Annotated in this window: 25 protein-coding genes; 9 read left to right on the forward strand and 16 right to left on the reverse strand. The window is 68.9% G+C overall.

Going from position 1 to position 25264, the window contains the following annotated elements:
- The first annotated feature begins 55 nt into the window (after positions 1–55).
- A complete protein-coding gene (glmM, locus tag SPDO_RS15925; protein WP_088368504.1) occupies positions 56–1396 on the forward strand; it encodes a phosphoglucosamine mutase in 1341 nt (446 codons plus the stop codon).
- A 149-nt stretch (positions 1397–1545) separates the two neighbouring features.
- On the opposite strand, the gene nadA is transcribed toward glmM, so the two are convergent.
- A complete protein-coding gene (nadA, locus tag SPDO_RS15930; RefSeq protein WP_088368527.1) occupies positions 1546–2544 on the reverse strand; it encodes a quinolinate synthase NadA in 999 nt (332 codons plus the stop codon).
- Positions 2545–2785: 241 nt separating this feature from the next.
- Between nadA and SPDO_RS15935 the strand changes: the two genes are divergently transcribed.
- Positions 2786–3085, forward strand: coding sequence for an excalibur calcium-binding domain-containing protein (locus SPDO_RS15935; protein WP_088368505.1), 300 nt, complete (start codon positions 2786–2788; stop codon positions 3083–3085).
- Positions 3086–3212: 127 nt separating this feature from the next.
- Here SPDO_RS15935 and SPDO_RS15940 read toward each other — a convergent pair whose 3' ends face one another.
- The 5 genes from SPDO_RS15940 to SPDO_RS15960 all read right to left on the reverse strand — a co-directional run bounded on the left by SPDO_RS15940 (position 3213) and on the right by SPDO_RS15960 (position 9385).
- Entirely contained in the window at positions 3213–3959 is a 747-nt protein-coding gene (locus SPDO_RS15940; RefSeq protein WP_158212221.1) for a DUF4230 domain-containing protein, read from the reverse strand.
- Positions 3956–4804, reverse strand: a complete 849-nt coding sequence (locus SPDO_RS15945) for an MBL fold metallo-hydrolase (protein WP_088368507.1) — start codon at positions 4802–4804, stop codon at positions 3956–3958. Before SPDO_RS15945 ends, SPDO_RS15940 begins: the two co-directional genes overlap by 4 nt.
- A gap of 60 nt (positions 4805–4864) precedes the next feature.
- Entirely contained in the window at positions 4865–6448 is a 1584-nt protein-coding gene (locus tag SPDO_RS15950) for a M56 family metallopeptidase (protein ID WP_088368508.1), read from the reverse strand.
- Positions 6445–6813, reverse strand: coding sequence for a BlaI/MecI/CopY family transcriptional regulator (locus SPDO_RS15955; protein ID WP_088368509.1), 369 nt, complete (start codon positions 6811–6813; stop codon positions 6445–6447). The genes SPDO_RS15950 and SPDO_RS15955 overlap by 4 nt, the downstream gene beginning before the upstream one ends.
- Before the next feature lie 262 nt (positions 6814–7075).
- A complete protein-coding gene (locus SPDO_RS15960; RefSeq protein WP_088368510.1) occupies positions 7076–9385 on the reverse strand; it encodes an FtsK/SpoIIIE family DNA translocase in 2310 nt (769 codons plus the stop codon).
- A gap of 224 nt (positions 9386–9609) precedes the next feature.
- Between SPDO_RS15960 and SPDO_RS15965 the strand changes: the two genes are divergently transcribed.
- The 7 genes from SPDO_RS15965 to SPDO_RS15995 all read left to right on the forward strand — a co-directional run bounded on the left by SPDO_RS15965 (position 9610) and on the right by SPDO_RS15995 (position 15694).
- Positions 9610–10218: a ribonuclease HII gene (locus SPDO_RS15965; protein WP_088368511.1), complete on the forward strand. Its 609-nt coding sequence runs from the start codon at positions 9610–9612 to the stop codon at positions 10216–10218.
- A 176-nt stretch (positions 10219–10394) separates the two neighbouring features.
- Positions 10395–11534 (forward strand): site-specific DNA-methyltransferase, encoded by a 1140-nt coding sequence (locus tag SPDO_RS15970; RefSeq protein WP_088368512.1) that lies wholly within the window; start codon positions 10395–10397, stop codon positions 11532–11534.
- Between the two features lie 59 nt (positions 11535–11593).
- Positions 11594–12640, forward strand: coding sequence for a dihydropteroate synthase (folP, locus tag SPDO_RS15975; RefSeq protein WP_088368513.1), 1047 nt, complete (start codon positions 11594–11596; stop codon positions 12638–12640).
- Between the two features lie 70 nt (positions 12641–12710).
- Positions 12711–13415 (forward strand): NRDE family protein, encoded by a 705-nt coding sequence (locus tag SPDO_RS15980; protein ID WP_088368514.1) that lies wholly within the window; start codon positions 12711–12713, stop codon positions 13413–13415.
- Positions 13416–13494: 79 nt separating this feature from the next.
- Entirely contained in the window at positions 13495–14070 is a 576-nt protein-coding gene (locus SPDO_RS15985; RefSeq protein WP_158212222.1) for an alpha/beta hydrolase, read from the forward strand.
- A gap of 71 nt (positions 14071–14141) precedes the next feature.
- Entirely contained in the window at positions 14142–14618 is a 477-nt protein-coding gene (purE, locus tag SPDO_RS15990; RefSeq protein ID WP_088368516.1) for a 5-(carboxyamino)imidazole ribonucleotide mutase, read from the forward strand.
- Positions 14615–15694 (forward strand): 5-(carboxyamino)imidazole ribonucleotide synthase, encoded by a 1080-nt coding sequence (locus SPDO_RS15995; RefSeq protein WP_088368528.1) that lies wholly within the window; start codon positions 14615–14617, stop codon positions 15692–15694. Before purE ends, SPDO_RS15995 begins: the two co-directional genes overlap by 4 nt.
- 621 nt (positions 15695–16315) lie before the next feature.
- On the opposite strand, the gene SPDO_RS16000 is transcribed toward SPDO_RS15995, so the two are convergent.
- The 10 genes from SPDO_RS16000 to SPDO_RS16045 form a co-directional block, all read right to left on the reverse strand.
- On the reverse strand, positions 16316–17392 hold the full coding sequence (locus SPDO_RS16000; RefSeq protein ID WP_088368517.1) for an OmpA family protein: 1077 nt from the start codon (positions 17390–17392) through the stop codon (positions 16316–16318).
- Between the two features lie 111 nt (positions 17393–17503).
- Complete coding sequence (locus SPDO_RS16005) at positions 17504–18019, reverse strand: DUF2793 domain-containing protein (protein ID WP_245829581.1); 516 nt, start codon at positions 18017–18019, stop codon at positions 17504–17506.
- 13 nt (positions 18020–18032) lie between these two features.
- On the reverse strand, positions 18033–20156 hold the full coding sequence (locus tag SPDO_RS16010; RefSeq protein ID WP_088368518.1) for a phage tail protein: 2124 nt from the start codon (positions 20154–20156) through the stop codon (positions 18033–18035).
- Positions 20156–20551 (reverse strand): hypothetical protein, encoded by a 396-nt coding sequence (locus SPDO_RS16015; RefSeq protein WP_088368519.1) that lies wholly within the window; start codon positions 20549–20551, stop codon positions 20156–20158. Before SPDO_RS16015 ends, SPDO_RS16010 begins: the two co-directional genes overlap by 1 nt.
- Complete coding sequence (locus tag SPDO_RS16020) at positions 20548–21348, reverse strand: DUF2163 domain-containing protein (RefSeq protein WP_088368520.1); 801 nt, start codon at positions 21346–21348, stop codon at positions 20548–20550. Before SPDO_RS16020 ends, SPDO_RS16015 begins: the two co-directional genes overlap by 4 nt.
- Positions 21345–23606 (reverse strand): DUF2460 domain-containing protein, encoded by a 2262-nt coding sequence (locus SPDO_RS16025; protein ID WP_088368521.1) that lies wholly within the window; start codon positions 23604–23606, stop codon positions 21345–21347. Before SPDO_RS16025 ends, SPDO_RS16020 begins: the two co-directional genes overlap by 4 nt.
- 1 nt (position 23607) lies before the next feature.
- On the reverse strand, positions 23608–24192 hold the full coding sequence (locus tag SPDO_RS16030) for a tail tape measure protein (protein WP_088368522.1): 585 nt from the start codon (positions 24190–24192) through the stop codon (positions 23608–23610).
- Entirely contained in the window at positions 24185–24397 is a 213-nt protein-coding gene (locus SPDO_RS16035) for a phage tail assembly chaperone (RefSeq protein ID WP_245829582.1), read from the reverse strand. Before SPDO_RS16035 ends, SPDO_RS16030 begins: the two co-directional genes overlap by 8 nt.
- Positions 24394–24708, reverse strand: a complete 315-nt coding sequence (locus SPDO_RS16040) for a gene transfer agent family protein (protein WP_088368523.1) — start codon at positions 24706–24708, stop codon at positions 24394–24396. The genes SPDO_RS16035 and SPDO_RS16040 overlap by 4 nt, the downstream gene beginning before the upstream one ends.
- The gene (locus SPDO_RS16045) at positions 24705–25112 is read right to left on the reverse strand and encodes a phage tail tube protein (protein WP_088368524.1); all 408 of its coding nucleotides are present in this window, start codon (positions 25110–25112) and stop codon (positions 24705–24707) included. Before SPDO_RS16045 ends, SPDO_RS16040 begins: the two co-directional genes overlap by 4 nt.
- Positions 25113–25264 lie beyond the last annotated feature (152 nt).

The following is a 25264-nucleotide window of genomic DNA, read 5'->3' on the forward strand; positions in this document are numbered from 1 at the left end:
GCCGGGTGAATCCGGAAGAAGGCGCAGGTCCGAGTAGCAGGGCAGGAGATTATCCGTGGCGCGTAAGTATTTCGGCACCGATGGTATTCGCGGGCTGACCAATCTGTCGCCGATGACGGCCGAGATGGCAATGAAGGTCGGCATGGCAGCCGGTGCCTATTTCGTGCGCGGCGATCATCGCCACCGGGTCGTCATCGGCAAGGACACGCGCCTGTCGGGCTACATGCTGGAAAACGCGCTGGTGGCGGGCTTCACCGCGGTTGGTATGGACGTGGTGCTGCTCGGGCCGATGCCGACACCGGCGGTCGCGATGCTGACGCAATCGATGCGCGCCGACCTCGGCGTGATGATCTCGGCCAGCCACAACCAGTTCGCCGACAATGGCATCAAGCTGTTCGGCCCCGACGGCTACAAATTGTCGGACGAGGCGGAACTGGCGATCGAGCGGATGATCGACGGCGAGGTCACGCTGGCGGCGGCGGGCGACATCGGACGCGCGCGCCGCGTGGAGGATGCGCGCGGGCGCTACATCCACTTCGCCAAGTCCACGTTTCCGGCGGATCTCAGGCTCGACGGGCTGAAGGTGGTGATCGATTGCGCCCATGGCGCGGCCTATCAGGTGGCGCCATCGGCCTTGTGGGAGCTTGGCGCGGACGTGGTGGCGATCGGCGTGCAGCCCAACGGCAAGAACATCAACGACCGAGTCGGCTCCACCGCGCCGCAGACGCTTTCGGAAACGGTGGCGGCGAGCGGCGCGGCGATCGGCATCGCGCTCGATGGCGACGCGGACCGGCTGATCGTGGTCGACGAAACGGGGCGCGTGGTCGACGGCGACCAGCTGATGGCGACGATCGCCACCGGCTTTGCGCGGCGCGGCGCGCTGGCGGGCGGCGGACTGGTCGCGACCGTGATGTCGAACCTGGGGCTGGAGCGGCATCTCGCCGCGCAGGGGCTGGGACTGGTACGGACCGGCGTGGGCGACCGCTACGTGCTGGAGGCGATGCGCGCGCGCGGCTTCAACGTCGGCGGCGAGCAATCGGGGCATATCATCCTGTCGGACTATGGCACCACCGGCGACGGACTGGTCGCCGCGCTGCAGATCCTGGCGGAGGTTCAGCGCGCGGGCGCACCGGCGAGCGAGGTGCTGCACCGGTTCGAGCCGCTGCCCCAACTGCTCAAGAACGTGAAATATGCGCGTGGTGGCAAGCCGCTGGAGGCGGCAAGCGTCAAGCACACGATCGCGGCGGCCGAGGCGGAGCTTGAGGGCAATGGCCGGCTGGTGATCCGCCCGTCGGGCACCGAGCCGGTGATCCGCGTGATGGCGGAGGGCGACGACGCCGCGCAGGTCGAAGCGGTGGTCGACCGTATCTGCGACGCGGTGCGCGCGGCGGCTTGAGGGCCGCGCCCCATTAAGATCATCCCGGACCTGATCCAAGATCTATTCATCCGGGCGCGCTGCGACAGAATGCAGACCCAAGCGCACGCGGCACCTTGGCCCCCGGATCAAGTCCGGGATGACGAGGTTGCTCGGAGCTTGGGTGGTGCTTAGTCGCCCGTCACCCTGGCAGGGCCGAGATCGCCCTGCCCCACCGTGCCGCTGGCCATGGCGAGCATCGCGTCGAGGCTCTTCTTGGCCTTCAAACGCAGGTCCTCCTCCATCTCGATGCGCGGGGAGAGATCGCGCAGCGCGACGTAGAGCTTCTCCATGGTGTTGAGCGCCATGTACGGGCAAATGTTGCAGTTGCAGTTGCCGTCCGCACCCGGCGCGCCGATGAACGTCTTGTTCGGCAGCGCCTTTTCCATCTGGTGGATGATGTGCGGCTCGGTCGCGACGATCAGCGTGTCGCCCGGCATCGCCATCGCATATTCAAGGATGCCGCGCGTCGAGCCGACATAATCGGCATGGTCGAGGATCACCGCCGGGCATTCGGGATGCGCGACGATCGGCGCGGTTGGATGCTGCGCCTTCAGCTTCAGCAGCTCGGTCTCGCTGAACGCCTCGTGCACGATGCACACGCCCGGCCACAGGATGAGATCGCGCCCGGTCTTGCGCGCGAGATAGCCGCCGAGATTGCGATCCGGGCCGAAGATGATCGGCTGATCCTTGGGGATCTGCGACAGGATCTTCTCCGCCGACGACGAAGTGACGATGACGTCCGACAGCGCCTTCACCGCCGCCGAGCAATTGATGTAGGTGAGCGCGATCGCATCGGGGTGCTGGGCACGGAAGGCGGCGAACTGTTCGGGCGGGCAGCTGTCTTCGAGGCTGCAGCCCGCATCCATATCGGGCAGGATCACCGTCTTCTGCGGCGAGAGGATCTTCGCCGTTTCGGCCATGAAACGCACGCCACAGAAGGCGATCACGTCGGCATCGGTCGCCTGCGCCTTGCGCGACAGATCGAGGCTGTCGCCGACGAAGTCCGCAATGTCCTGGATCTCGGGCTTTTGATAATAATGCGCGAGGATCACCGCGTTGCGCTCCTTGCGGAGGCGGTCGATCTCGGCGCGGATGTCGACGCCCTTGAGGTTCTGCGGCTGTTCCATGCGCATGCAAATGGCCTGCGCAGCCCGCGCGATCAAGGCATCGGTGCAACAGGGGGCGGAAATGGCGTGAAGGCGACCTCGCTGGCTGCCTTACGAACGTCATGTGCGGCATTGGGCGCAGCGCCGGTCCATATGGCTAGTTGATTAAAGAGGAATCGCTGTCTGTTCATCCGAAGCAAGGCTTTCGCCCATCTTGATCGATTGAACCTTTTCTTCATCATATCGGCTTCACGATCCAGAGATGGGCGGCAATCCATCAACCTCGGCAATATTGCTTGGCGCTGGCGCGATAGGCTTGCTCATCGGAGTTGGCTCGCTTGCAGCAACTCCGCATGGTCGAGCCGCCGTCGCAGCCACAGCAAACGATCTTCTTGTTGCAAGCGGAGCAAAGCGCGCCCGCGAGCCGCAACTCGGTGATTATTGGCCAGGCTGCGACAGCGCGCGCGATGCCGGAACGGCGCCAATCTATCGCGGAGAACCAGGATATCGCGAGGGAATGGACGGGGATCGCGACGGGATAGCCTGCGAGCCCATATCCTGACGCGATCATCAGCCTCGGCAAACTGAGGGCGAGGCCGTACTGCAAGCTAATCTGAAGGCCGTCTTGTGCTTGGCCGTCTGGATGCCGCACTCGCCCGCATGCGAACCGGTTACCAGTTTACCACAGCCTATTTCGCCTGACCCAGCACTTCCTCTAGGCTGCGGCTCATGTCCCATCGTTCGCCATCAGCGGCGCGCGGCTCGCCTTCGAAGCGGACGCTTACCTCGGCGTCGACGCGGGCGGCGCGCAGGGCGCCGGTGAACAGGCGGGCGATTGCCTCGCGGCCGTATTCGCGCGCCTTGGTGCGGTTTTCGGCGCTGTTGGCACGCTCGGCCGCGGTGCGCTGCGCGCTGGCGGCGACTTTGGTGCCCATTTCCATCATCGCGTTGCGGGTGACGAACACGCCGGTAACGTTGTTGAGGCTGGTGCGCGCCAGATCGACATTGGGGCGCTCGACCGTCACGTCGGGCACGGTGATCTCGATCCGGCGGCCGTCTTCGCTCATGCGGAAGTCGGACGCGTCGAGGCGCGCCATGTTGACGAAGTAATTCACCTCGAACGGTGCCTTCACGACCTGGCTCGCGTTGAGCCAGCCCCACAGCCGCGACGATCGCGCGGTGCCCTGCACCACCCCCGACAGGCGGCTGACGCGCAGGTCGCTACGGCCGTAAAGCGTCGCTGCCACTACCTGCGCCGTCGCGACACCGTCCTTGTCGGTGGAGACGAGCTTCTCCTCGGTGACATAGCGATAGCCGAGATAGGTGGCGACGCCAATTGCGACCGTCAGTGCCAGGCCGACGATGACCGCGACGAGCAGCGCAGCATCCCTGAGCGTGCGCCCGCGGTTCACGCCGCCGTTCGCGCCGTCATTCACGCCCAGCCGTCGCCATCGCGATGGGCGAGCCCGCGGCGCTCCATGTCAATGAGGTGCGCGAGAACGGAGCGTTCGGCCGCCGGATAGAGCCGCGGATCGACGCCGACGTACATTTTCTCGACCATGGCGGGGATCGCGCCGGTGCCGGCCGTAAGAAGCCGGCGGATCTGCCCCTCGCGCTGCTTGCGGTGGCCAAGCAGCCCACGCACCAGCCGCTGCGGCCGCTCGATCGCCTCGCCATGGCCGGGATAATAGATGCGGTCGTCGCGGCCGATCAGCTTTTCGAGGCTGGCCATGTACGCGGTCATGTCGCCATCGGGCGGCGAAACGACGCTGGTCGCCCAGCCCATTACGTGATCGCCGGAAAACAGCGCCTTTGTCTCCGGCAGCGCAAAGGCGAGGTGGTTGGAAGTATGACCAGGGGTGGCGATCGCCTCCAGCGTCCAGCCGTCCCCGGCGATCGTCTCGCCCTCCGCCAACACGCGATCAGGCGCGTAATCGTGATCGAACGACGCGTCAGAGCGCGGGCCGTCATCCTGCAGCGCAAAGGGCGCGGCGCCGACGATCGGTGCGCCGAGCTCCTGCGCGAGGCGCGGCGCGCCCGGACTGTGATCGCGATGGTGGTGGGTGATGACGATCGCGCGCACCGGGCGGCCAGCGACGGCGGCGAGCAGCGCGGCGTGATGCGCATCATCGGCTGGGCCAGGATCGATGATCGCGAGATCGCTCGTGCCGACGATGTGCGTCTGCGTGCCGGTGTAGGTATAGGCCGAGGCGTTGGGCGCCAGCACGCGGGTGACGAGCGGCTCGAGCGCGATCGGAATGCCGGTGGGCGGTGCCTCCATGCCATGGCAGATGGCCGCTCCCGCCGGTGAAGGCAAGGGCGCGGCCAGTGCCGTCACCGATCAATGGTGCGCGTCGGCGTCCAGTTCGGCCATGCCTTCATCGAGCTCGCGCAGCGCCTCGCCGCGCTCCCGCGCCGACAGATAGGCGTTGGCGCGGATCGCCGCACGCGCCGCCGCCATGCTTTCGCGTGCACTCGCCATGGCGGTCCGGCGGGCCACCTCGGCGCGGCGCATGGCGGCATCGGCATGATGCTGCGCCTCGGCCTGCGCGCGCGCGGCGCGGCGCTCAATCCGGTCGGTGCAGATGGTGATGCGGCGCTCGCCATCGATGGTGTCATGTTCGACGGTGGGCTCCACGCCGTCACCCGCGCAGGTGGCCGAGCGGATCGTAGGCACCGACACGGTGACATGACCATCGTGCGCCCAGCGTGGCGGGGCGGGCGGGGTCGGCGGCGTGGGAACCGTGGCAGGCATGGCGGGCACTGCGGGTGCGTCCGGCGCCGTCACGGGCTCGGCCGGGACCGGGGGCGTCGGCGGCAGCGGATTGGCGGCAACGAAGGCGCGGGCGGCCTCGCCGCTGAACTCGGTGCGCTTGCCATCGCGCACCACGACGACGCGCATGTCCTTGGTCGCCGGGGCGGTGTCCGGCGCGACGACCGGGAGCGCGGCCTGCGCGACCGTCTCCACGGTATCGCGCACCCGCTCGGCGGCCTGGGTGCCCGAAGCGGTGAGGCCAAGCGCGCCGGTGCCGGTGGCGATCACGGCAGCCAGCCCCACGAGGGTTCGCTGGCGCGAGGGACGCCCCTTGCCGAGCATCCGCAGCCGGCCCTTCAGATCGTCAACGGTATGGAGGTGACACGCCGCCGCGATCGCGCCGCCATGCGCGGCCTTCACGATCGCGCAGGCATAAGCATGGCGTGCACCGGCGCCGAGCTGCCCCAGCACGCGCGCATCATTGGCCATCTCCTGATCGGCGCGAAAGGCGCGAAAGGCATACCAGGCAAGCGGATTGAACCAGTGCAGCGCCAGCACGCTCAGCGCGAACCAGTTCGCGATCAGATCGCCGCGCGCATGGTGGCCAAGCTCGTGCGCCAGCGCCAGCCGCTGCTCGTCGGCATCGTAGCGCGCGGCAAAATCGCGCGGGAAGGCGACGAAGCGGCGCAGCACGCCGAACGCCAGCGGGCCGGTGGCGGCAGCGCTTTCGATCACCGTGACGCCGTGCGCCTGCTCAACCACGCTGGCGTGCGCCAGCAGCCGGCGGCGGAAGCGACGATAGGCGAGCACGTGCCAGCCGATGAACGCCGCCGCGCCCAACCCCCACAGCACGGCAAGGGAAGAACCGAGCGACAGGAACTCGGGCACGGCGACGTCGCCGGCGGCAGGCGCGATGAACACCGTCACCTGCTCGCCGACCTGGGCAATCGGAGCGGCGAGCGCGCCGGCGATGGGAGCGGCGACCTGCTCGCGCACGCTTTCGGGGAGCGGTGGCAGAACGAGCCGCAGCAGCGGGAGGGACCAGAGCGCATAGGCCACCGGCGCGCCGAAGCTGCGCCGCACGGGGCCGCGCACCAGCAGCACCAATGCGATGAGGAGTGCGGAGGCGGCGAGCGCTTCGACCATCCAGGAGACGCCCGCGCCGCTCATTGTTTCAGCGCCTTCAGGAGCGACTCGATTTCCGCAATGTCTTGCGCGGAAAGCTCGTCGCGTTCGGCGAGATGCGCGACGAGCGGCGTGAGCTTGCCGCCGAACAGACGGTCCATCAGCCGACGCGATTCGCCGGTAACGTAATCGCCGCGTTCGACCGCGGGGCGGTAAAGGTAGCGCCGGCCATCCGCTTCATGCGTGATGGCGTTCTTGGCGAGCAGGCGGCCGAGCAGCGTCTTGACGGTGTTGGTGCTCCAGCCGCGATCGGGATCGACCCGCTCGGCCACGTCCTGCGCGGTGAGCGGGCTATCGTCCCACAGCACCTCCATCACCGCATGTTCGGCATCGCTGATCCGTTCGGCCACGTCTCGATCCTCCTGCAACTACAGATGTAGTCACATTGATTACAGGCGTAGTCAAGTAGAAGTAGTGATTCCAACGGGACGAACGATCGTCATCCCGGCCTTGCGCCGGGATCCATGGGCCCGCGCATGCTGAGGCTGGAAGAACGAGCGACAGCTCACGCGGATGGCTGGATCCCGGCGCAGGGCTGGGATGACGTGCGCGTGCGCGTGCGGAGGCGATCGGATAAACAAGGCGGAGGGAGTATAACGACGCGCTAGTGCGTCAAACCGGATGGCCCTCGGTATCGCGCAGCACTTCGCGGCGGCCGACATGGTCGGGGCGGCTGACGATACCGTCCTTTTCCATTCGTTCGATCAGCCGCGCGGCGGAATTGTAGCCGATGCGCAATTGGCGCTGGAGCCAGGAAGTCGACGCCTTCTGGCTCTCACAGACCAGCTGGATCGCGGCGCGATATTGCTGGTCCTCGGCCGAATCCTCACCGGTCGGCGCGCCTTCGATTTCGAAGCTCTGCTCGGGCTCCTCGGTGACGGAGGAAATGTAATCGGGCGTGCCCTGCGCGCGCCAATGGTCGGTGACGGTCTGCACTTCCTCGTCGCTGACGAACGGGCCGTGGACGCGCACGATGCCCTTGCCACCGGGCATGTAGAGCATGTCGCCCTTGCCCAGCAGTTGCTCGGCGCCCTGCTCGCCCAGGATGGTGCGCGAATCGATCTTGGAGGTGACGTGGAAGCTGATGCGGGTCGGCAGGTTCGCCTTGATCACGCCGGTGATGACGTCGACCGACGGGCGCTGCGTCGCCATAATGAGGTGGATGCCGGCGGCGCGCGCCTTTTGCGCAAGACGCTGGATGAGGAATTCGACTTCCTTGCCGGCGGTCATCATCAGGTCGGCAAGCTCGTCGACGATCACGACGATCTGCGGCAGCACCTGATAATCGAGCTGCTCCTCTTCATAGACTGGGCGGCCGTTCTCGTCCCAACCCGACTGCACCTTGCGCCCCAGCGGCGCGCCCTTGGCCTTGGCGGCGCGGACCTTGTCGTTGAAGCCGGCCAGGCTGCGCACGCCGAGCGAGGACATCTGGCGGTAGCGGTCCTCCATCTGCTCCACGGCCCATTTCAGCGCGCGCACGGCCTTCGCCGGATCGGTGACGACGGGGGAGAGGAGATGCGGAATGTCGTCGTACATCGACAGTTCGAGCATCTTCGGATCGATCATGATCATGCGGCACTGATCTGGGGTGAGCCGATACAGCAGCGACAGGATCATCGCGTTGAGACCGACCGACTTGCCCGAGCCGGTGGTACCCGCGACCAGTAGGTGCGGCATCGGCGCGAGATCGGCGATGACGGGATCGCCCGCAATGTTCTTGCCCAGGATCACCGGCAGTTGCGCGTTCTGATCCTCAAACGCCTGGCTGCCGATCAGCTCGTGCAGCGACACCGTCTCGCGCTTCGGATTGGGCAGTTCGATGCCGATCACGGTGCGGCCCGGAATGGTTGCGACGCGCGCCGAGATCGCGCTCATGTTCCGGGCGATATCGTCGGCCAGGCTGATGACGCGCGTCGCCTTGATGCCGGGCGCGGGCTCCAGCTCGTACATCGTCACCACGGGGCCTGGGCGCACCTCGACGATCGAACCCTTGACGTTGAAATCGTCGAGCACCGTCTCGAGCAGGCGCGCGTTGCGCTCCAACGCGGTCTTGTCGATCTGCGCATTCTTGGAGGGCGGTGCCGGGGTGAGCATGTCGAGCGTCGGCAGCTCGTAATCGTCGCGTAGCGCCAGCTTCGTCTGGCGCGGCTCCTTGCCCGCGCCGGCCGTCGCGGGCGGCGCGGTGCGATCGTTGATGACCGGTGCGGGGCGATTGTCGGGCTGCGCGGTGGCGCGCGGCTCGATGCGGCGCGGCTGTTCGACCGGCGCGTCATCCGCATCCTCGTCCCACGCTTCTTCGGCGCCGGGCAGCGCGAGCCGCGGGCGACGGCGCGGAATCCAGCCACGCGGCAGATCCACCTCAAGGCTGCGGCCCCAGACCACCGCGCCGGCAAGCCCGGTCACCATGCCGAGCGCGACGATGCTCCACCAGGTGACCAGCGGGTTCTGCGCGAAGGCCAGTGCCCAGCGCGCGGCCGCGACGCCGCCGAGGCCGATTGCCCCGCCCCAGCCGAACGGCAGCGCCAGCACCGCCTCGTCCGACACGCAGGCGAGCGCCACCGCCATCAGCGACACGCCAAGCAGCGCCTGGCGCAGCATCCGCTTCCACGCGCCCGCCGGCTGATCGCGCCACAACCGCAGGCCGATCACCGGGCCGATCGGCAGCAACAGCGCGACGGCGGGACCAAAGGTGGTGAGCGCGAGATCGGCGAACCACGCGCCCGGCGCACCCAGCAGGTTGCCGGTCACCCCGGCAGCAGCCGCGGTGTTCAGCGCGCTGTCGCCCGGGCGATAGCTCGCCAGCGCCAGCGCCATCAGCACGGTGCCGACGAACAGGATGATGGCGGTGGCCAGCGCGCCGCTGCGCACCGCCCCCGCCTTCACCGTTTCGCGCCACAAGGACGGTTGCGCCCTGCTCGCCATGCCTTCAACGCCCCCGAGAATGTGGTAAAAATCAGTGGCGTGATAATCCGCCCCGGCGAGTCCGCCGTCAAGCGGCGGGCCTGATCGGGCCATCGTTCGCCGGCAAGTGTGACGGCAAGGGCACGCCCGCGCCGCCACCCGCCTCGCCGGCGCGACCGGCGCCATTCTGCCCGCCGCCGCAACTTGCTACAGCGGGCCATCACTGTCTCGAGAGCGCCTGCCCCATGCCCGGTTTGAAGCACGAACGCCTGTATCTCGCCCCCGTCGTCGGGGTGGACGAGGCCGGGCGCGGGCCGCTTGCCGGGCCGGTGGTGGCGGCGGCGGTGATTCTGCCGACACGCGGCGTGCCGCGCGGCATCGACGATTCGAAGAAAGTGCCCGCGGCGGAGCGCGCGCGGCTGTGCGCGCGAATCACCGATTGCGCGATCGTGGGTGTCGGCATCGTCGAGGCGGACGAGATCGACACGCTCAACATTTATTGGGCGACGATGAAGGCGATGACGCTGGCGGTGGACCAGATCGCGGCGACGCTGGGCTGCGCGCCCGGCCATGTGCTGGTCGATGGCAATCGCCTGCCGCGCTGGGGCTATGCCGCCACGCCGATCGTCGGGGGCGATTCGCAGAGCCGCTCGATCGCCGCCGCCTCCATCGTGGCGAAGCACACGCGCGACACGATCATGCTCGCGCATCACGAATCATATCCGCACTACGGCTGGGCCTCGAACAAGGGCTATGGCTGCCCCGCGCATCGCCGCGCGCTGATCGAACACGGCCCCTCGCCGCTCCATCGCCGCAGCTTCGCACCGGTCGCGCAGACGGTTCTTCCGCTCTGAGTCTTTTGCGCCACACCCCACCCCTTGAGTCCGATCGCCGCGACAGACTCAATATCTGGGAAGGTGCGCACAATGTTCCGCCTGGTTAACGAAATGGCCACTTCGGCCCTCGATCACTGAGCGCTTGACGACGAGTCCACCACGCGGCGACCATCGCGTGCGAACAGGGGGACCGCATGGCTGTTATTGAGAAAACGCGCGTGCGTCGCGCCCGGCCAGTGGTGTCGGAAGAGCCGGCGGCGTTGCCGCTGGACCAGATCCTGATCGGGGACTGCATCGCGCAGATGCGCAAGCTGCCGGCGAAGTCAGTCGACATGATCTTTGCTGATCCGCCGTACAATCTGCAGCTGGGCGGCGAGTTGTTCCGGCCGGACGGCAGCCATGTCGATGCGGTGACGGACGATTGGGACAAGTTCGACACGTTCGCCGCTTATGACGCGTTCACCCGCGCCTGGCTGGCGGAGGCGAACCGCATCCTGAAGGACAATGGCACGATCTGGGTGATCGGTAGCTATCACAACATTTTCCGCGTCGGCGTGGCGGTGCAGGATCTCGGCTTCTGGATCCTCAACGACATCGTGTGGCGCAAGAACAACCCGATGCCCAATTTCCGCGGCACGCGCTTCACCAACGCGCACGAGACGCTGATCTGGGCGTCAAAGGGCGAAAAGGCGAAATACACCTTCAACTATCGCTCGATGAAGACGCTGAACGACGAGATCCAGATGCGCTCGGACTGGGAATTCCCGATCTGTGGCGGGCAGGAGCGGCTGAAGGGCGCGGACGGTCACAAGGTGCACCCGACGCAAAAGCCCGAGGCGCTGCTGTATCGCGTGCTGCTCGCCTGCACCAAGCCGGGCGACGTGGTGCTCGATCCGTTCTTCGGCACCGGCACTACCGGCGCGGTGGCGAAGCGCCTGGGGCGGCACTGGATCGGCATCGAGCGCGAGCACGTCTATATCGAGGCGGCGAAGACGCGCATCGCCGATGCGCTGCCGCTCGACGAATCGGCACTGACCACGATGCAGAGCCCGCGCCAGCAGCCCAAGGTGGCGTTCGGCGTGCTGGTTGAAAACGCCTATCTGCCCGCCGGCAGCGTGGTGGTGGATGCCAAGCGCCGCTACCGCGCGATCGTGCGCGCCGACGGCAGCCTCGCCAGCGACTGCGGCACGGTGGGCTCGATCCACAAGCTGGGCGCAACCCTTCAGGGCGCACCGGCATGCAACGGCTGGAGCTTCTGGCATTATGAGGCGGAAGGGTCGCTGAAGCCGATCGATGCGCTGCGGCAGACCTATCTGCTGGCAACGCAGGTCTGATCGGCTACGCCACCCGCGGCAGCGGCTCGCTTCTGCCGCCGCTCGTTTGAGGGTTCCCGATGCATCTCCTGCCCACCCAATTCGTCGATGCGCCGTTCGCCTATCCCGATGGCGCGGTCAGCCGGCTGGCGGGCGGAATGCAATGGTTTGCCGCTTATGAGGTGCGCGAGAGTGGGGCCAAGCGCATCGTGCCGGTCGCCGAGGTCGCGTCGCTGGGCGAACGCGCCGCGCAGCGGCACGCGCGCATCGTGGCGCCACGCCCGGCGCTGACGCTGGGCGCGCGGACGCTGCGCTTCGACCAGCCGGTGGTTGCGGGTATCCTCAACATGACGCCCGACAGCTTCTCGGACGGCGGCGTGCACCGCGACGATCCGGTGGCGGCGACATCGGCCGGCATGGTGATGGCCGGCGCGGGCGCGGGGCTGATCGACGTGGGCGGCGAATCGACCCGGCCAGGCGCGACAACGGTGTGGGAGCAGGACGAGGCAACCCGCGTGGTGCCGGTGATCGAGCGGCTGGCCGCGGCGGGCGCGCTCGTCTCGATCGACACGCGCAAGGCGCTGGTGATGGAGCGCGCGCTCGCCGCGGGCGCCGCAATCGTCAACGACGTGTCCGCCCTGCTGTGGGACAAACGCGCACTCGGGATCGTCGCCGACGCCGGCTGCCCGGTGATCATCATGCACTCGCCCGATCCGGAAAAGGGCGGGCACGGCAGCGGCGGCTATCGCGACGTGCTGGTGGACGTGTTCGACTGGCTGGAGCGCCGGATCGACGCGCTGGTCGCCGCCGGGATCGATCGCACCCGGATCATCGTCGATCCGGGCATCGGCTTCGGCAAGTCGCTCCAGGACAATCTGGCGCTGATCAACGGGCTTGCGATCTTCCACGGTCTCGGCTGCCCGATCATGCTCGGCGCCAGCCGCAAGCGGCTGATCGGCGCGCTCTCCAACGAAGCGCCAGTGAGTGAGCGGCTCGGCGGTTCGGTGGCGCTGGCGCTGAAGGGCGCGGAAGCTGGCGTGCAGCTCCTGCGCGTTCATGATGTTGCGGAAACGGTGCAGGCGCTACGCGTCTGGCGCGGGCTGCGCGACCGGGCGTTCGTGGGATGAGCATGCGGCGCACCGCCATGCAGCGTCGCTCCCGCAGCGGTGAAGATCGCGAAAACGGGACGCAACGCTGATGTGCGTCGTCGCCCTCGCCCTCGACGCTCACCCACACTGGCGTCTCGTCGTTGCCGGCAATCGCGACGAGTTTCATGTCCGCGCCTCGGCCCCGCTCGCCCGCTGGGACGAAGCGCCGCACGTCATCGGCGGGCGCGATCTGGTGTCCGGCGGCGGCTGGATCGGCGTATCCGAAACGGGGCGGTTTGCGGTCGTCACCAACGTGGCCGGCTATCCCCGCGGCAAGGACGCACCTTCGCGCGGCGCATTGGTGGCGGATTACCTGCGCGACGGCACGTTGCCCGACGATGCCGCCTTGCCGGCATTCGGTGGCTTCAGCCTGATGACGGTCGGCGAGGCGGCGGATTTCCGATCCAACCGCCCGACGCTCATCCACCAGCCCCTCGCCGCCGGGCTGCATGGCATCTCGAACGGCCCGCTCGATCCGCCCTGGCCGCGCACCCGCACGTTGACCGCCGCACTGGGAGACTGGCTGGACGCGGACACTGCACCTGACGCGCTGCTCGCGACACTCGCAGACGAAACAAGCGTGGTCGAGGGCGAGCGACCCGTCTTTATCCGCGATGCGGTGTACGGCACGCGATGCAGCACGGTGATCGCGATCGCCCACGATGGCAGCGGCACGATGATCGAGCGCCGCTTCGACGCGGGCGGCATGGCGGCCGGCGAGACACGCCTCGACGTCGCCTGGCCGGGGCGCTGATCGAGCGCAGGGGACGGCCCATTGCCGCGTCGCCCCAATCGATGTCATCATGCCCGCTTACGGTTCCGGGAGCAGACGCATGTCGATCGCCACGGCCATGATACCGACGGGTTTCTCGATCATCACCATCGGCACGCCGGGGCACGCCGCGCCCGCCTGGAACACTCGGCTGCGCTGGCCTCCGCAGGGGGACGCGCATGTCGTGCTGGATAGCAGCGCGCGTCGCGGCATCTGGGCCGCGCAGCTCGACGCGGCGGTGATGCGCGCCGATCGTGCCGTCGTGCTGGTGGCGGAGGGGGTCGGCTGCCACGCCGCCTCGTGGTGGGCGCGGCTGTCGCCGGCGAGCTATGTGTCGCGCGTTGCGGGCGCGCTGCTGTTCGATCCGCCAACGGTCGATGAACAGGACGACGGGGCTTATGCCTCTCCCTCGATCACGCTGCCCTTCCCGTCCATCGTCCTTGCCGAGCATGCGCCACAGCTGGCCGCCGCCACCATCGCAAGCTGGGGCAGCCGGCTGATCGACGGTCGCCGCCAGCGGCATGGCGAGCCACGCGCCTGGCAAAACGCGCAGCGGCTGATCGGCCGCCTGACGAACAAGGTGGTGGAGCGCGACGTCGCGCGTATCCTCGCGCTCAATCCGAACGCCCGCCCCTGATCGCGCGCTTGCGAGCGGCAGAGGCGCCTTGCCTGTTGCCCTGCCCATAACGCCTCGCTAACCGCCAAGGCATGACCCTTGTCGGCATCATCATGGGCTCGACCTCCGATTGGGAGACGATGCGGCACGCGGCCGAGACGCTGGACGCGCTCGGCATCGCACATGAGGCGCGCGTCGTCTCCGCGCATCGCACCCCCCAGCGGCTGTACGATTACGCCACGGGCGCCGCGGACCGCGGGCTGAAGGTGATCGTCGCGGGCGCCGGCGGCGCAGCGCATCTTCCCGGCATGGCCGCGGCGATGACGCACCTGCCGGTGCTCGGCGTGCCGGTCGAGTCCAAGGCGCTGAAGGGCATGGATAGCCTGCTTTCGATCGCGCAAATGCCCGGCGGCATCCCGGTCGGCACGTTGGCGATCGGCAAGGCCGGCGCGATCAACGCCGGCCTGCTCGCCGCCGCGATCCTCGCCATTGGCGACGAGGCACTTGCCGATCGGCTGAAGGCGTGGCGCGCCGCGCAGACCGACAGCGTCGCGGAGCTGCCCGCATGACGCCGCTGCCGCCAGGATCCACCATCGGCATCCTCGGGGGCGGACAGCTCGGCCGCATGATCGCGAGCGCCGCGGCGCAGCTCGGCTATCGTACGCATGTGCTTGCGCCCGATCGGGAAAGCGTCGCGGCGCAGACCGCCTCGTCGCTGACCCGCGCCGATTACCACAACCGCATCGTGCTGGCCGACTTTGCGGCGCAATGCGACGTCGTCACCTACGAATTCGAAAATGTCGCCGCTGAGCCGGTCGAATGGCTGGCGGAGCGCGTGCCGGTGTACCCCTCGCCCGCCAGCCTGCGCGTCGCGCAGGATCGATTGGCGGAAAAGGCGTTCGTCGCCGATCTCGGCGGCACGCCGGCACGCTGGGCGGCGGTAGATAGCCGGGCAGCACTCGACGACGCGATCGCCACCATCGGCACGCCCGCCGTACTGAAGACGACGCGCATGGGCTATGACGGCAAGGGCCAGGCGCGGCTCGCCTCACCTGCCGATGCCGACGCGGCGTGGGCGGTCGTCGGCGGCGCCGCCGTGCTCGAGGCGTTCGTCACCTTCAGCCACGAATTCTCGATCGTGCTGGTGCGCGGGCAGGACGGCTCAATGGTCAGCTACCCACCGCCGTGGAACGAGCACGCCGATGGCATCCTCGCCCGTTCCACCGTGCCTGCGCCGCCGGAAATCGCGGCTCATTGGACCGAAGCGGCAGCGCTGACCGGCCGGATTGCCGACGCGCTCGATCATGTCGGCGTCCTCACCTGCGAGTTCTTCGCCACGCCGAATGGCCCGGTGTTCAACGAAATGGCGCCGCGGGTTCATAACTCGGGGCATTGGACGATCGAAGGCGCAGTCACCTCGCAGTTCGAGAACCACGTCCGCGCGATCTGCGGCCTGCCACTCGGCGATACCGGGCTGGTGGGCACGGGCGTATCCATGGAAAACCTGATCGGCCACGACGTCGATCGCTGGCCGGCGCTGGTGGCGGAGCCCGGTGCGCATGTGCACCTCTACGGCAAGCGCGAGGTCCGCGACGGGCGCAAGATGGGCCATGTCACGCGCGTGAGCTTGCGCGACGGCGGCTAGAGCCGAAAGCTCCAGCATAGTGGCCGCAGGGAAAGATCGCGCCGCGCTGCGCACGAGGTAGCGTCGGCGGCTAACTATGCTGCCGTTAGCGGCTCAGTGGTTCAGAGAGCGACGGAAACGTAAACGCCCCCCGATCAGACGGAACCGCGCCCTACGCGGCCCGTCGGTCGCTTACCTGCCACACATCATGACAGGAATGCGCATTCAGCACTCGGCTGCTTTCCGCAGCTGCTATCGCCGATTTTCCAGCTACATCGCACGCAGCCGACGTAAGTGGTCCGCGCGACACTCCCATCTTTGTTGGGCCATGCACGCGGCAGGTAATGGGCGAACCTGAAGCGGAAAGTCACCGAGCGCCTACCCCTCGGTCGATGCACGGGAGGATCAGCTCTTTCTGCCATCTCTAATGACTGGCCGCTAACCGCCTTCAACAAGGAGGCGGAACGGCAGCGCGTCGTTGCGGCCAGCACATTGCCAAAGACCTGGTCACCGGCCTCTACCGTCTTGCAGGCTCACACCCAGACCACATCCGCCGGTCGCCGACGCCAAACAGCCGCTCACAAACAAAGAGGGGCCGGAATGATCCGACCCCTCCCCGTTTCGTTCGTCTGAACGAAGGTCTTACATGCCCGAACCCGGACCGTAGGTGACCTCCACGCGACGGTTCTGAACCTCGCGCACGCCGTCGGCGGTGTCGACGCGCGGGCGGCTTTCGCCGAACGCTTCGGTCGAGATCACGCTGTCGGGGATCGAACGCGACGTCAGATAGGCCTTCACCGCGTCGGCGCGACGCTGCGACAGACCGACGTTGTACGAGGCCGAACCCGAACGGTCGGCGTGGCCGGCCAGCATGACCTGCGCGTTGCCGCACGACTGGTACTGCGTAACCGCGTTGTCGAGGATCGACGCTGCTTCCGGCGTGATGTCCGACTTGTCCCACTCGAAGAAGACAATGAACGGACCCGGCGAGCAGACCACCTCAGGCGGCGGCGGCGGTGCAGCCACGTCGCCGAAGTTGTAGGTCAGACCGCCCAGGATGCTGTGCGACCGGAACCGGCCCTCGTAGGCGCGGTTCTGGAAGTCGACCAGCTCGACGTTGCTCGCGTTGAAGAAGCGATACTTCAGCGTCGCATCGATGCGATCGGTCAGCGCGGCGCGGACGCCGGCGATGCCCTGCCATGCGAACACGGTGTCCGAATCGTTCAGGAAGCTGCCGCGCTGGTTCAGCGCAACACGGCTCTTGATGCGCGCCACACCGGCACCACCGCCGATGAAGCCCTGGATGCCGTCATCGTCACCGAAGTCGAGCATGCCGTTGACCATGAAGCTCAGTGCCGAAGAACGGCCGCCAGCATAGTCATAGGTGCCCGGACCGGCGTTCACGAGACCGGCGGCGGTGCCAACCGGGATCGTCACGGTCGAGGTGTACGAGTCAACGCTGGCCTGCTTGTAGCCAACCTCGGCCTCGAGGCGGAAACCGCCGAAGTCGTAGCCGACCACACCATCGGTGTCGTAGCCATAATCATGGTCAACCGTGCTGGTGCCAGTGGCGCCATTGGTGGCCGTGATGTCGTAATTGATGTCCTCAACGATCATTCCACCGAACTCGGCGCCTACGTACCACGCGTTATCGCGGGCAAGTGCAGGCGAGGCGAGAGCGGTAGAAGCGAGCGCCAGTACTACGGCAAGCTTCCGCATATTAATCCCCTTTCCATGGTGTCACTACGGACAGCGCAAACTCACTATAGAAGCGTTGGTTTCCGTGCAAGGCGACAAAAAGCGGGGAGTGTTGCACACAAAGCACATATTTCATCGTCGGATCAAATGATGAACCCGCAGGGTTTCCAGCACAGCTTCAAGTGCTTCGCGGGCCTGATGGTCGATCATTTCGCCGCCGCTGGGGGTGCCGATCGGCGCCTGCGGGGCTCCCAGCAGTTCCTGGCCGTTGAGCACCAGCGTGGCGGCCCGCACCTCGCCGATGTGCCATGCGCCGTCCGCGTAGCGCGCCGTCAGCCCGTCGGTGCTCCGCCACACCGTCATGCCCGGCCGCGGCGCGACGAAGCGCCACCCGCCGACCGTCCACCCGGCAAGCGCATGCGCCTGTCCCGCCCAATCGCCCACCGGGTCACCGCCGACGATCCAGCAGTCCCCGGCCGCTGGCTGCGAGGGCGGCACATCGAGGCCGATCGCCAGCACCACCGGCTGCACGGCCAGGTCGAGCAGCGCCAGCGCCTCGTTATGATCCACCTCCTTCTGCGCCTGCCCGGCATGCAGCAACGGAAGGTGCAGCCGGGGTGTCGCATCCCCGCTCATCAACTCGGTCATCGTTTTTCTCCGGTCAGCAGTTCAGGATAGCGGCGGGAGACAGGCCGTGCGTGCCCATCTGCTGCACCTCCACGGTGCGCGGCGAGCCGGCGATCGCGGCAAGCGGCACGGCGGCAAAGGGCGCGTCGGCTTCAAGGATGGTCGGCGCGCCGGAACCGGTGATGACGAGCCGGTATCGCTCGCGCTCCTCGATCAGCGCGGCATCGACGCCATCGCGCCATCGCCAGTCGCTCCGGCTGCGCCGCCGCCACGCGCAATACAGCGTCTCCTCGGCGACCCGCGCGGTCAGCCGCACCGGAGCGGGGGGCAGGATCGAACGACCGGTCAGCACCTGCGTCGTTTCCGCCGGCACGTCGTCGCCCACCCCGTTCGCCATGACCCGCAGCACCTCGCCCGGCGCCGCATCGATCGGAACGGAAACAACAGTGTTACCGTCGAGCAACACGAACGCGCTGCCGTTCCCGATCGGCTCGGCCGTTGTGCCGAAAAGCGCCCGGCGCAGCGCCGAAAGGCGCCATCGCGCGGCGCCGGTCTGCGCTGCCCGCCCGAACTGCAGCACTTCGTTCCCGATCGCCGCCAGATTGGCGCCGCGGTCCAGCGCGGCAGGATCGGCGTCGGTGAGGGCCATGTCCGTGTGAAGCAGCGAAACCTCGATCGTGTGACGGCGATCGACCAGCGTGCCGGCCGCCGCGCCAGGCGCGTTCGTCACGATGCCCATGATACCCGGCGCACGGGTCGCACCTGCCGGAACCCAGCACGCTCCGTCATCAAGGCTGGTGTGCAGCGCGGCACGGCGCCACCCGGTGCCGGTACCGGCCGCCACGATCGTCACCTGCGGCCGGATCGCTGCCGCGCCGGTGATGTCGGGCAGCTCCAGCGCCCGAACGATCGTCCGCCCCGCCGGGGCATCGGGCGCGCGCAGCACCCTGCCCGCACTCGCCCGCATGGGGATCGACGGCGGCGCCAGCGCAACCAGCGTCAGCGTGACGCGGAACCGTTCCACCCGCGCGGCGACCACGCGCCACGCACCGCCTTGTTCTTCTCCTTCGATCGTCACGACCGATCCCGGCGCCACGTCGATCGCGGCAGCGTCGAGGGTCAGGTCGCGCCGGGTCCGCTGCACCTCGGCGCGCGTCAGCATCGCCGCCGCGATCGTCTTGGCGGTGGAGGCGGCGATCGCCGCCGGCACTTCGACGCTGACCGACACCGAGCCCGGTCCGTGGCGCACCGCCCGCTGCGCGCCCGTCTGCCAGTCGCGTGCCGGGTCATAATGCGACAGCAGCACCGATTGCGGCACGCGCGTGAGCGGCGCCACGCGCCGCTGGCGTCCGTCATTGGCCACCGTGCGGGTCGCGATCACGTCGTCGCGCATCGCCAGTGCATGGCCATCCGGCGTGAACCACGCGCCGGTCATCTCCGCCAGCGTCTCGATTACGCCGCGCGAGCTGTCGCCGTAAGCGGAGAACCCGTGGATCGGCTGCGCCGGCCCGTCGCCGACCAGTGCGCCCGCCGCCAGCTCGCGCGCAATCGAGCCGACCGACACCGGCGCGGCATCGGCAATCACCTCAAAGGTAAGCAACGGTATGCGATTGCCGAACTGCTCCAGCGGCAGATTCTCGAACACCGCATAAGCGATGCCCCGATGCGCCGGTGCCTGCTCCAGCCCTTCGGCGCTCGCGATCAGCGGGTCAGGCAATTGATCCTCGCCGCCAAGGTGAAGCCGGAAGCCGGTGGCGACCTTCCAGTCGCCCGCTGCGCCGCGCAGCAGATTGCCATCCGCCCAGATCCGCCCGATCGCCAGGATCGGCCGCGCCGACAGCGCCACGGCGAAGCTCGCGGAATAGGAATAGCTGGTCAGGCTCGGCTGTCCCTTGCCGCCGCCCTGCCGCTCGCGATGTTCCCTCAGGTCCGTCGCCCAGATCACCTGGCCAGCGACGCGCATCCGCCCGAACAATCGGGGGATCGGCCGGCCATAGCTCGACGTCTGCACCGCCAGTTCGGTGAGGCGTGGGCCCTGCCGACCCTTCGGCTTGAACAGCATTGCGCGGTCCGCCGCCTGGCCGATCAGCCCGCCCAGCGCCGCGCCAACGGGCCCGCCAACCAGCCCGCCGACCGTCGTCAGCACCAATGTCGCCATCAGCTTTCCTCCAATCGCCATGCCCGCAGCAATGGCCAGGGCAGCGGGCCGGGGCGTTCCACCACCCGCCGCAGCCCGGCATCGGCGTGCACGAAGCCCGCCGCAGTCCGCACCGCCACATGAAGCTGGCCCGGCCCCGCCCGGCACAGCAGCACGTCGCCCGGCCGCTCGCCATCGGCGGGCACGAGCCCCGCCCACGATGCGTGGTACCGGCTCGCATCGCCGCACCGCAGATCATAGCCCGTGGGGATCGGCCCATCGTAGCCGGCCGCCTGCAGCGAAACCGCCACCACGCCGACACAATCCAGCCCGTGACCGGCATCGCGCCCGTGCAATCGAAAGGCAGCACCGACGGTGCCGCGCGCCGCCGCCGCGGCCCGCTCGCCCCGCGTCATGCGCCGGGATAGCGGGTGAGCAGGTCCATGCCCGGCAGGTACGGCTCACCGCGAAAGTTCACCGCATTGCCGAACCGCGCGGCACAGGTCGCCACCGTCTTGTCGCATCCCTCGCTGATCTCGATCAACGTGCCCGGCGCCACGGCAAAGCCCGGCGGCAGGTCGAGCGTCAGCGTCGCACCGTCTGACGCCCGCACTCCATGCGCCTGGCCGCAGCCGGGGCCGCCCATCCAGCGCAGCCGCCCGCCGCCATAGGCATCCGCCACCGGCTCGATCTCGTCCACCGTCACCAGTGCGCCACTCACCGCCAGCACATGCGCCAGCCGCCGGCGCCCGGCCATCGCCACGCGGCAGCGCCGGTCGCCCAGCATCGCGCGACAGGCCGCGCTGGTTTCCTCCGTCACCGCCCGCTCGAGCGCGGCCGCCGGTCCGCGCAGCTGCGCGGTAAAGCCGCCGTCCTCGATCTCGATCTCGCCGATCGTGCCGCTGCTCAGCAGCGTCGGCGGCCCGCCTGCCGCCCAATCGACCACCGCCACGGTGATGCGCGCGCCATCCCACCGTCCGGCGAGCAGATCCGCCTCCGTCACCGCCGCGTGGCTCAGCGCACCGCTCGCCTCGGTCACCGCCGGATCGAGCCCGTCGCTGCGCTCGATCGCGGCCGGCGTCATGCCCGGCGCCGCGCGGTACAGCCGCCCCGCGATCATCAGGTCGCGATCGTGATCGGTCAGCCCGATCGTCACCCCGTCGCACCGCTCCAGCGTCCAGAGCAGCGCCAGCGTCGTCAGCCGGTCGCTCATGCCTCGCGCACCTCGACCAGCGGCACGGACGGCGCCGCGCCCGCGAGGAACGTGGCGCGCGACACGCTCAGGCGGTCCTCCGCAAAGCGCACCGGCACGTCGAAGGCGAAGCTGGCGGTCACGATTGCACCCGCCGCCGGCGCGCTATCCAGCACCACCACGCCAAGCGCCTCCAATGTAAAGCCGCCGGTCGCCACCCCATCCACCGCCACCGTCAGCTTTCCCGCCACCGGCCGTGTGATGCGCCGCACCGCCGTTCCGTACTGCTTCACCAGCGGGAAGGTGCGGTTGATACCGTCGCCCGTCCCAAGCAGGGCGTCGCTAGCCGCCGCATCGAACGGATCGCGCAAGCGAAACGCGCGCGCCGGCCCACGCTGCGCCCGAAAGAACGCGATCAGCGCCGCGATATCCGCTTCGCTGCGCACCCCCGGCCCCACGTCGTAACGGGTGCGCGCCTCCGCCCAGCTCGCGTTGCGGCTCTCACGCCCGCCCGCGCTGGTCATCACCGCCGTCGAGAATTCGGGCGTCACCTCCGCCTCGGCGCCCAGCGCCAGCGGAAACACCACGTCGTCGAACGCCTCCACCGCATCCTCCCCCTCTGCCGATCCCCAGTGCACGAAGCCGTCGCGCATCACCTGCGGCAGCGCCCAGATGTGAACGCCGCGCACCCCGCGGCTGGCCGCCGCCAGCGCCGCGGCATCGATCGCCGCCCATTGCGCCGCCTCGCTCGGCCGCAGCACGAAGCCCGACAGGTAATCCTGCCGCTCAGGCGGGTACCCCAGCCGCGTCTCCGCCAGCGCCACGCCGTCGCGCGTCGAGGCCACATCGCCGGCCGTGACCCAGTCGTAATCTTCCAGCTGCAGCACATCGAACGCCGGACGCGCCCAGCCGAGCGGCATGTTCATCCGCTTCGCCTCTGGCGCGCGGGCCTCGAGCACCGTCGGCAGATAAGTCAGCAGATGCGTCTCGCACGCCGGCTGCTCCGCTCGCACGGCCGCGCATAGCGCCGCGGTGGACGCCGCAAGTACCGCCCCCGCCGCGTCCAGCGTCGCGCGCTGCGCGGCGGAAAGCGGCGCCTGCACCGTGGGCACCGCCACCGGATCGAACGCCGCCACCGCTGCGGCATCGTACAGGCACGGCTGCCCGTCCGCCGTCACCCACCACCACGGCTCGCCAACCTGAAACTTGGGCGCCAGCCCCACCGCCGCGCCGATCGCCAGGAACGCGCGCGCGATGCCGTGAAGATACGCCATCGCCGCATCGTTGGCCGGCGACAGCAGCGTCGACGGCGGCTCCCATCCGGTCAGCGCCGGCGCGCCATCCGCCCGCCGCTGCTTCCACCCTTCCGGGCAATGCGCGTCGAACAATTCGTACGACAGCGACCAGATCACATCCTGCCCCAGCGCCCGCGCCTCTGCCGCAAACGATCGATGCCACGCCGCGCACGCCACGTTCAGCCCGGCGACCACGGTCAGATCGCCGTCGAGCCGAAAATAATGGCTCATGCCCACATAATGGACGATCGCCCCGCGATAGCCGAGGTGCAGCGCGTTGCGCAGCAGCCGCGCGGGCGTCAGGTGATAGCTGTCGTCATAGCCGCTCGCGATCCGCAAGCCATGCTCGGGCAGCACCGCATCGCCGATCCCGATCACCGATCCCGCGCCCTCGCAGCGAATGTCGCGCAGCTCCGCCCAGCCTTCCGCCGGCACATCGAGCATCGCATCGCCCGCATCGTAATCGGGCGCGACCAGCGAGATGAACATCCGGTCGACATCGCCCGCCCACACCGGATCGCCCTCGTCCGGCAGCAGGAAGCCGCCGACCAATTGCGCGAAGTCGATCGTCACCGCCGCGTCCTCGGGCGTGCCGACCGCATAATTCCACAGCCGCACGTACCAGGATCTGGGCGTGCCGCCTTCGTCGCGCCCCTCGATCGTCAGCGTCGGCCCGTGCCGCGCATCCAGCGCGCGCACGCCGCTCGATCGCCAGCGGAACGACAGGCGACACCCACGGAAGTCGCGCGCCGTCTCATACGCCAGCAGCGGATGGTCGTGGCGATCCTCCGCCTCCCAGATCAGCCCCGCCAGATCGTCGCGGCAATAGAACGCGGCATCCACCCGCAGCGCGTCGGGCGCGATCGTCGTCACCGCCGCCATCATCGGCCGGGGAAAGTTGATCGTCCAGAACCGCGGATCGAACCGCGAGATCACGTCCGCCACGTGATGCGGCTGCCGCTCGGGCACCAGGCAATAGGCCATGTCAGTCCTCCAGGTCGGCCAGCGCCGCCTTCACCGCGCGCGCCACCTGCCGGCTCGATCGCGCGAGCGCGGCCGGCGCCGCGTCCGCCGCGGCATTGATCGCGATGCTCACCCGCACCTCGCGCCCACCCCCGCCGCTTCCCGGCGTCGGCAGCACCGATCCCGCGGCGGTCGGCACGAACAGCTCGGGGCCCCGCTCGCCGACCCAGAAGGGCCGCCCCGGCGACACTGGCCCGCCCGTCGCTCGCCCCGGTGCGCCAAGCGCCGCCAGCAGCACGCTCGCCAGCCCCCCGCCAACGCCACCACTGCCGCGATCGCCGCCACCAACCAGGCTGCCGATGCCGACATGGAGCGCACTCGCGGCGATCTCCCCCATCGCCGCCAGCGCCACGCCTTTCAGATCCTCGAACCCCAGCTTGCCGCTGCGCACCGCACGCGCCAGCGTCGTCTCGATCGCCCGCCCGGCGCGATCCGCCCCCGCCGTCAGCGGCCCCTCCAGCGCCGCGCGCATCTCGCCCACGTCGCGCGCAAAGCCGGCGGCGTCGGCGCGCACGCCGACGACCATCCGATCCCAATCCTCATCCATCCGGAAATGCCCTTTTCAGCGCGGCGATCGTCGCCGCATCGGGCGGCGCGGCAGGGCCGTCCCCCGCCAGCGCCCGCACCAGCGCGCCAAGCTCCGCCGGCGTCGCCCGCCAAAAGGCGTCGGGCGACCAGCCGAACGCCACCCCCGCGAGGCCGGCCAGCCGCCCTGCGCCTTCCGCGAAGGTCCCGGCCCTGGCCAGGCTCACCGCCCCGCCACGATCTGCCCGATCAGCACCTTCAGCGCCGGCAGCGCCGCGGTCAGCCCGCCCGCCGCCACCGCCTCGCCCAGCGCCTCGCGCGTCAGCCCCGCCGGCCAATCGCGCCGGCAATGCCAGAACAGCGCCACCATCTCGCCCAGCGCCAGCCGCCCCTCGGCGGCCCGCTCCACCATCGCGAACAGCGGCCCGATCTCCGCCTCCGCCGCCACCAGCGCGGCAAAGCTCGGGCGCAGCACCAGCGTCTCGCCCGCGACGCGCACCGTGGCTTCGCCCCTCACCGGATTAGCCGCCCCGCTCATGCCGCCACCACCGGGCCGGAGCTTTCCAGGTTCACGGTGTAGCTGCGCTCGCCGTTGAAATCGCCGGCATAGTCCAGCCGCGTCACCAGAAAGCGCCCGGTCAGCGTCTCGCCGCTCTCGAAACTCAGCCGGTAATCGTCGATCACGCCGGCGAGCGCATTGTTCTTCACCCGCGTTTCCGCCGCCGACCCGGTGAACACCCCGGCCGCCGACACGCTGACGCTGCGCACGCCCGCGCCCGACAGCAGGTCGCGCCATCCGCCCGACCCCTTGTGCGTCACCACCACCGCCTCGCCGTTGATGCTCAGCTGCGTGGTGCGCATCCCCGCCACCGTCGCGAACGCCGGCACCGCCGCGCCATCGCCGACCTTCAGCAGAAACGCCGATCCTTTCTCCACCGCCATGCTCAATCCTCCCGATACAGTTTCACCGCGAACTCGCCCGTCGCGGTCCAGCGGTCGCCGCCCCCGCTTTTCACCACACGCGACCGCTGGACCGCGACGGGCGAGTTCGCGGTGAAACTGTATCGGGAGGATTGAGCATGGCGGTGGAGAAA

The sequence above is a fragment of the Sphingomonas dokdonensis genome (genome assembly GCF_002197685.1).
GTDB classification, from domain to species: Bacteria; Pseudomonadota; Alphaproteobacteria; order Sphingomonadales; family Sphingomonadaceae; genus Sphingomonas; species Sphingomonas dokdonensis.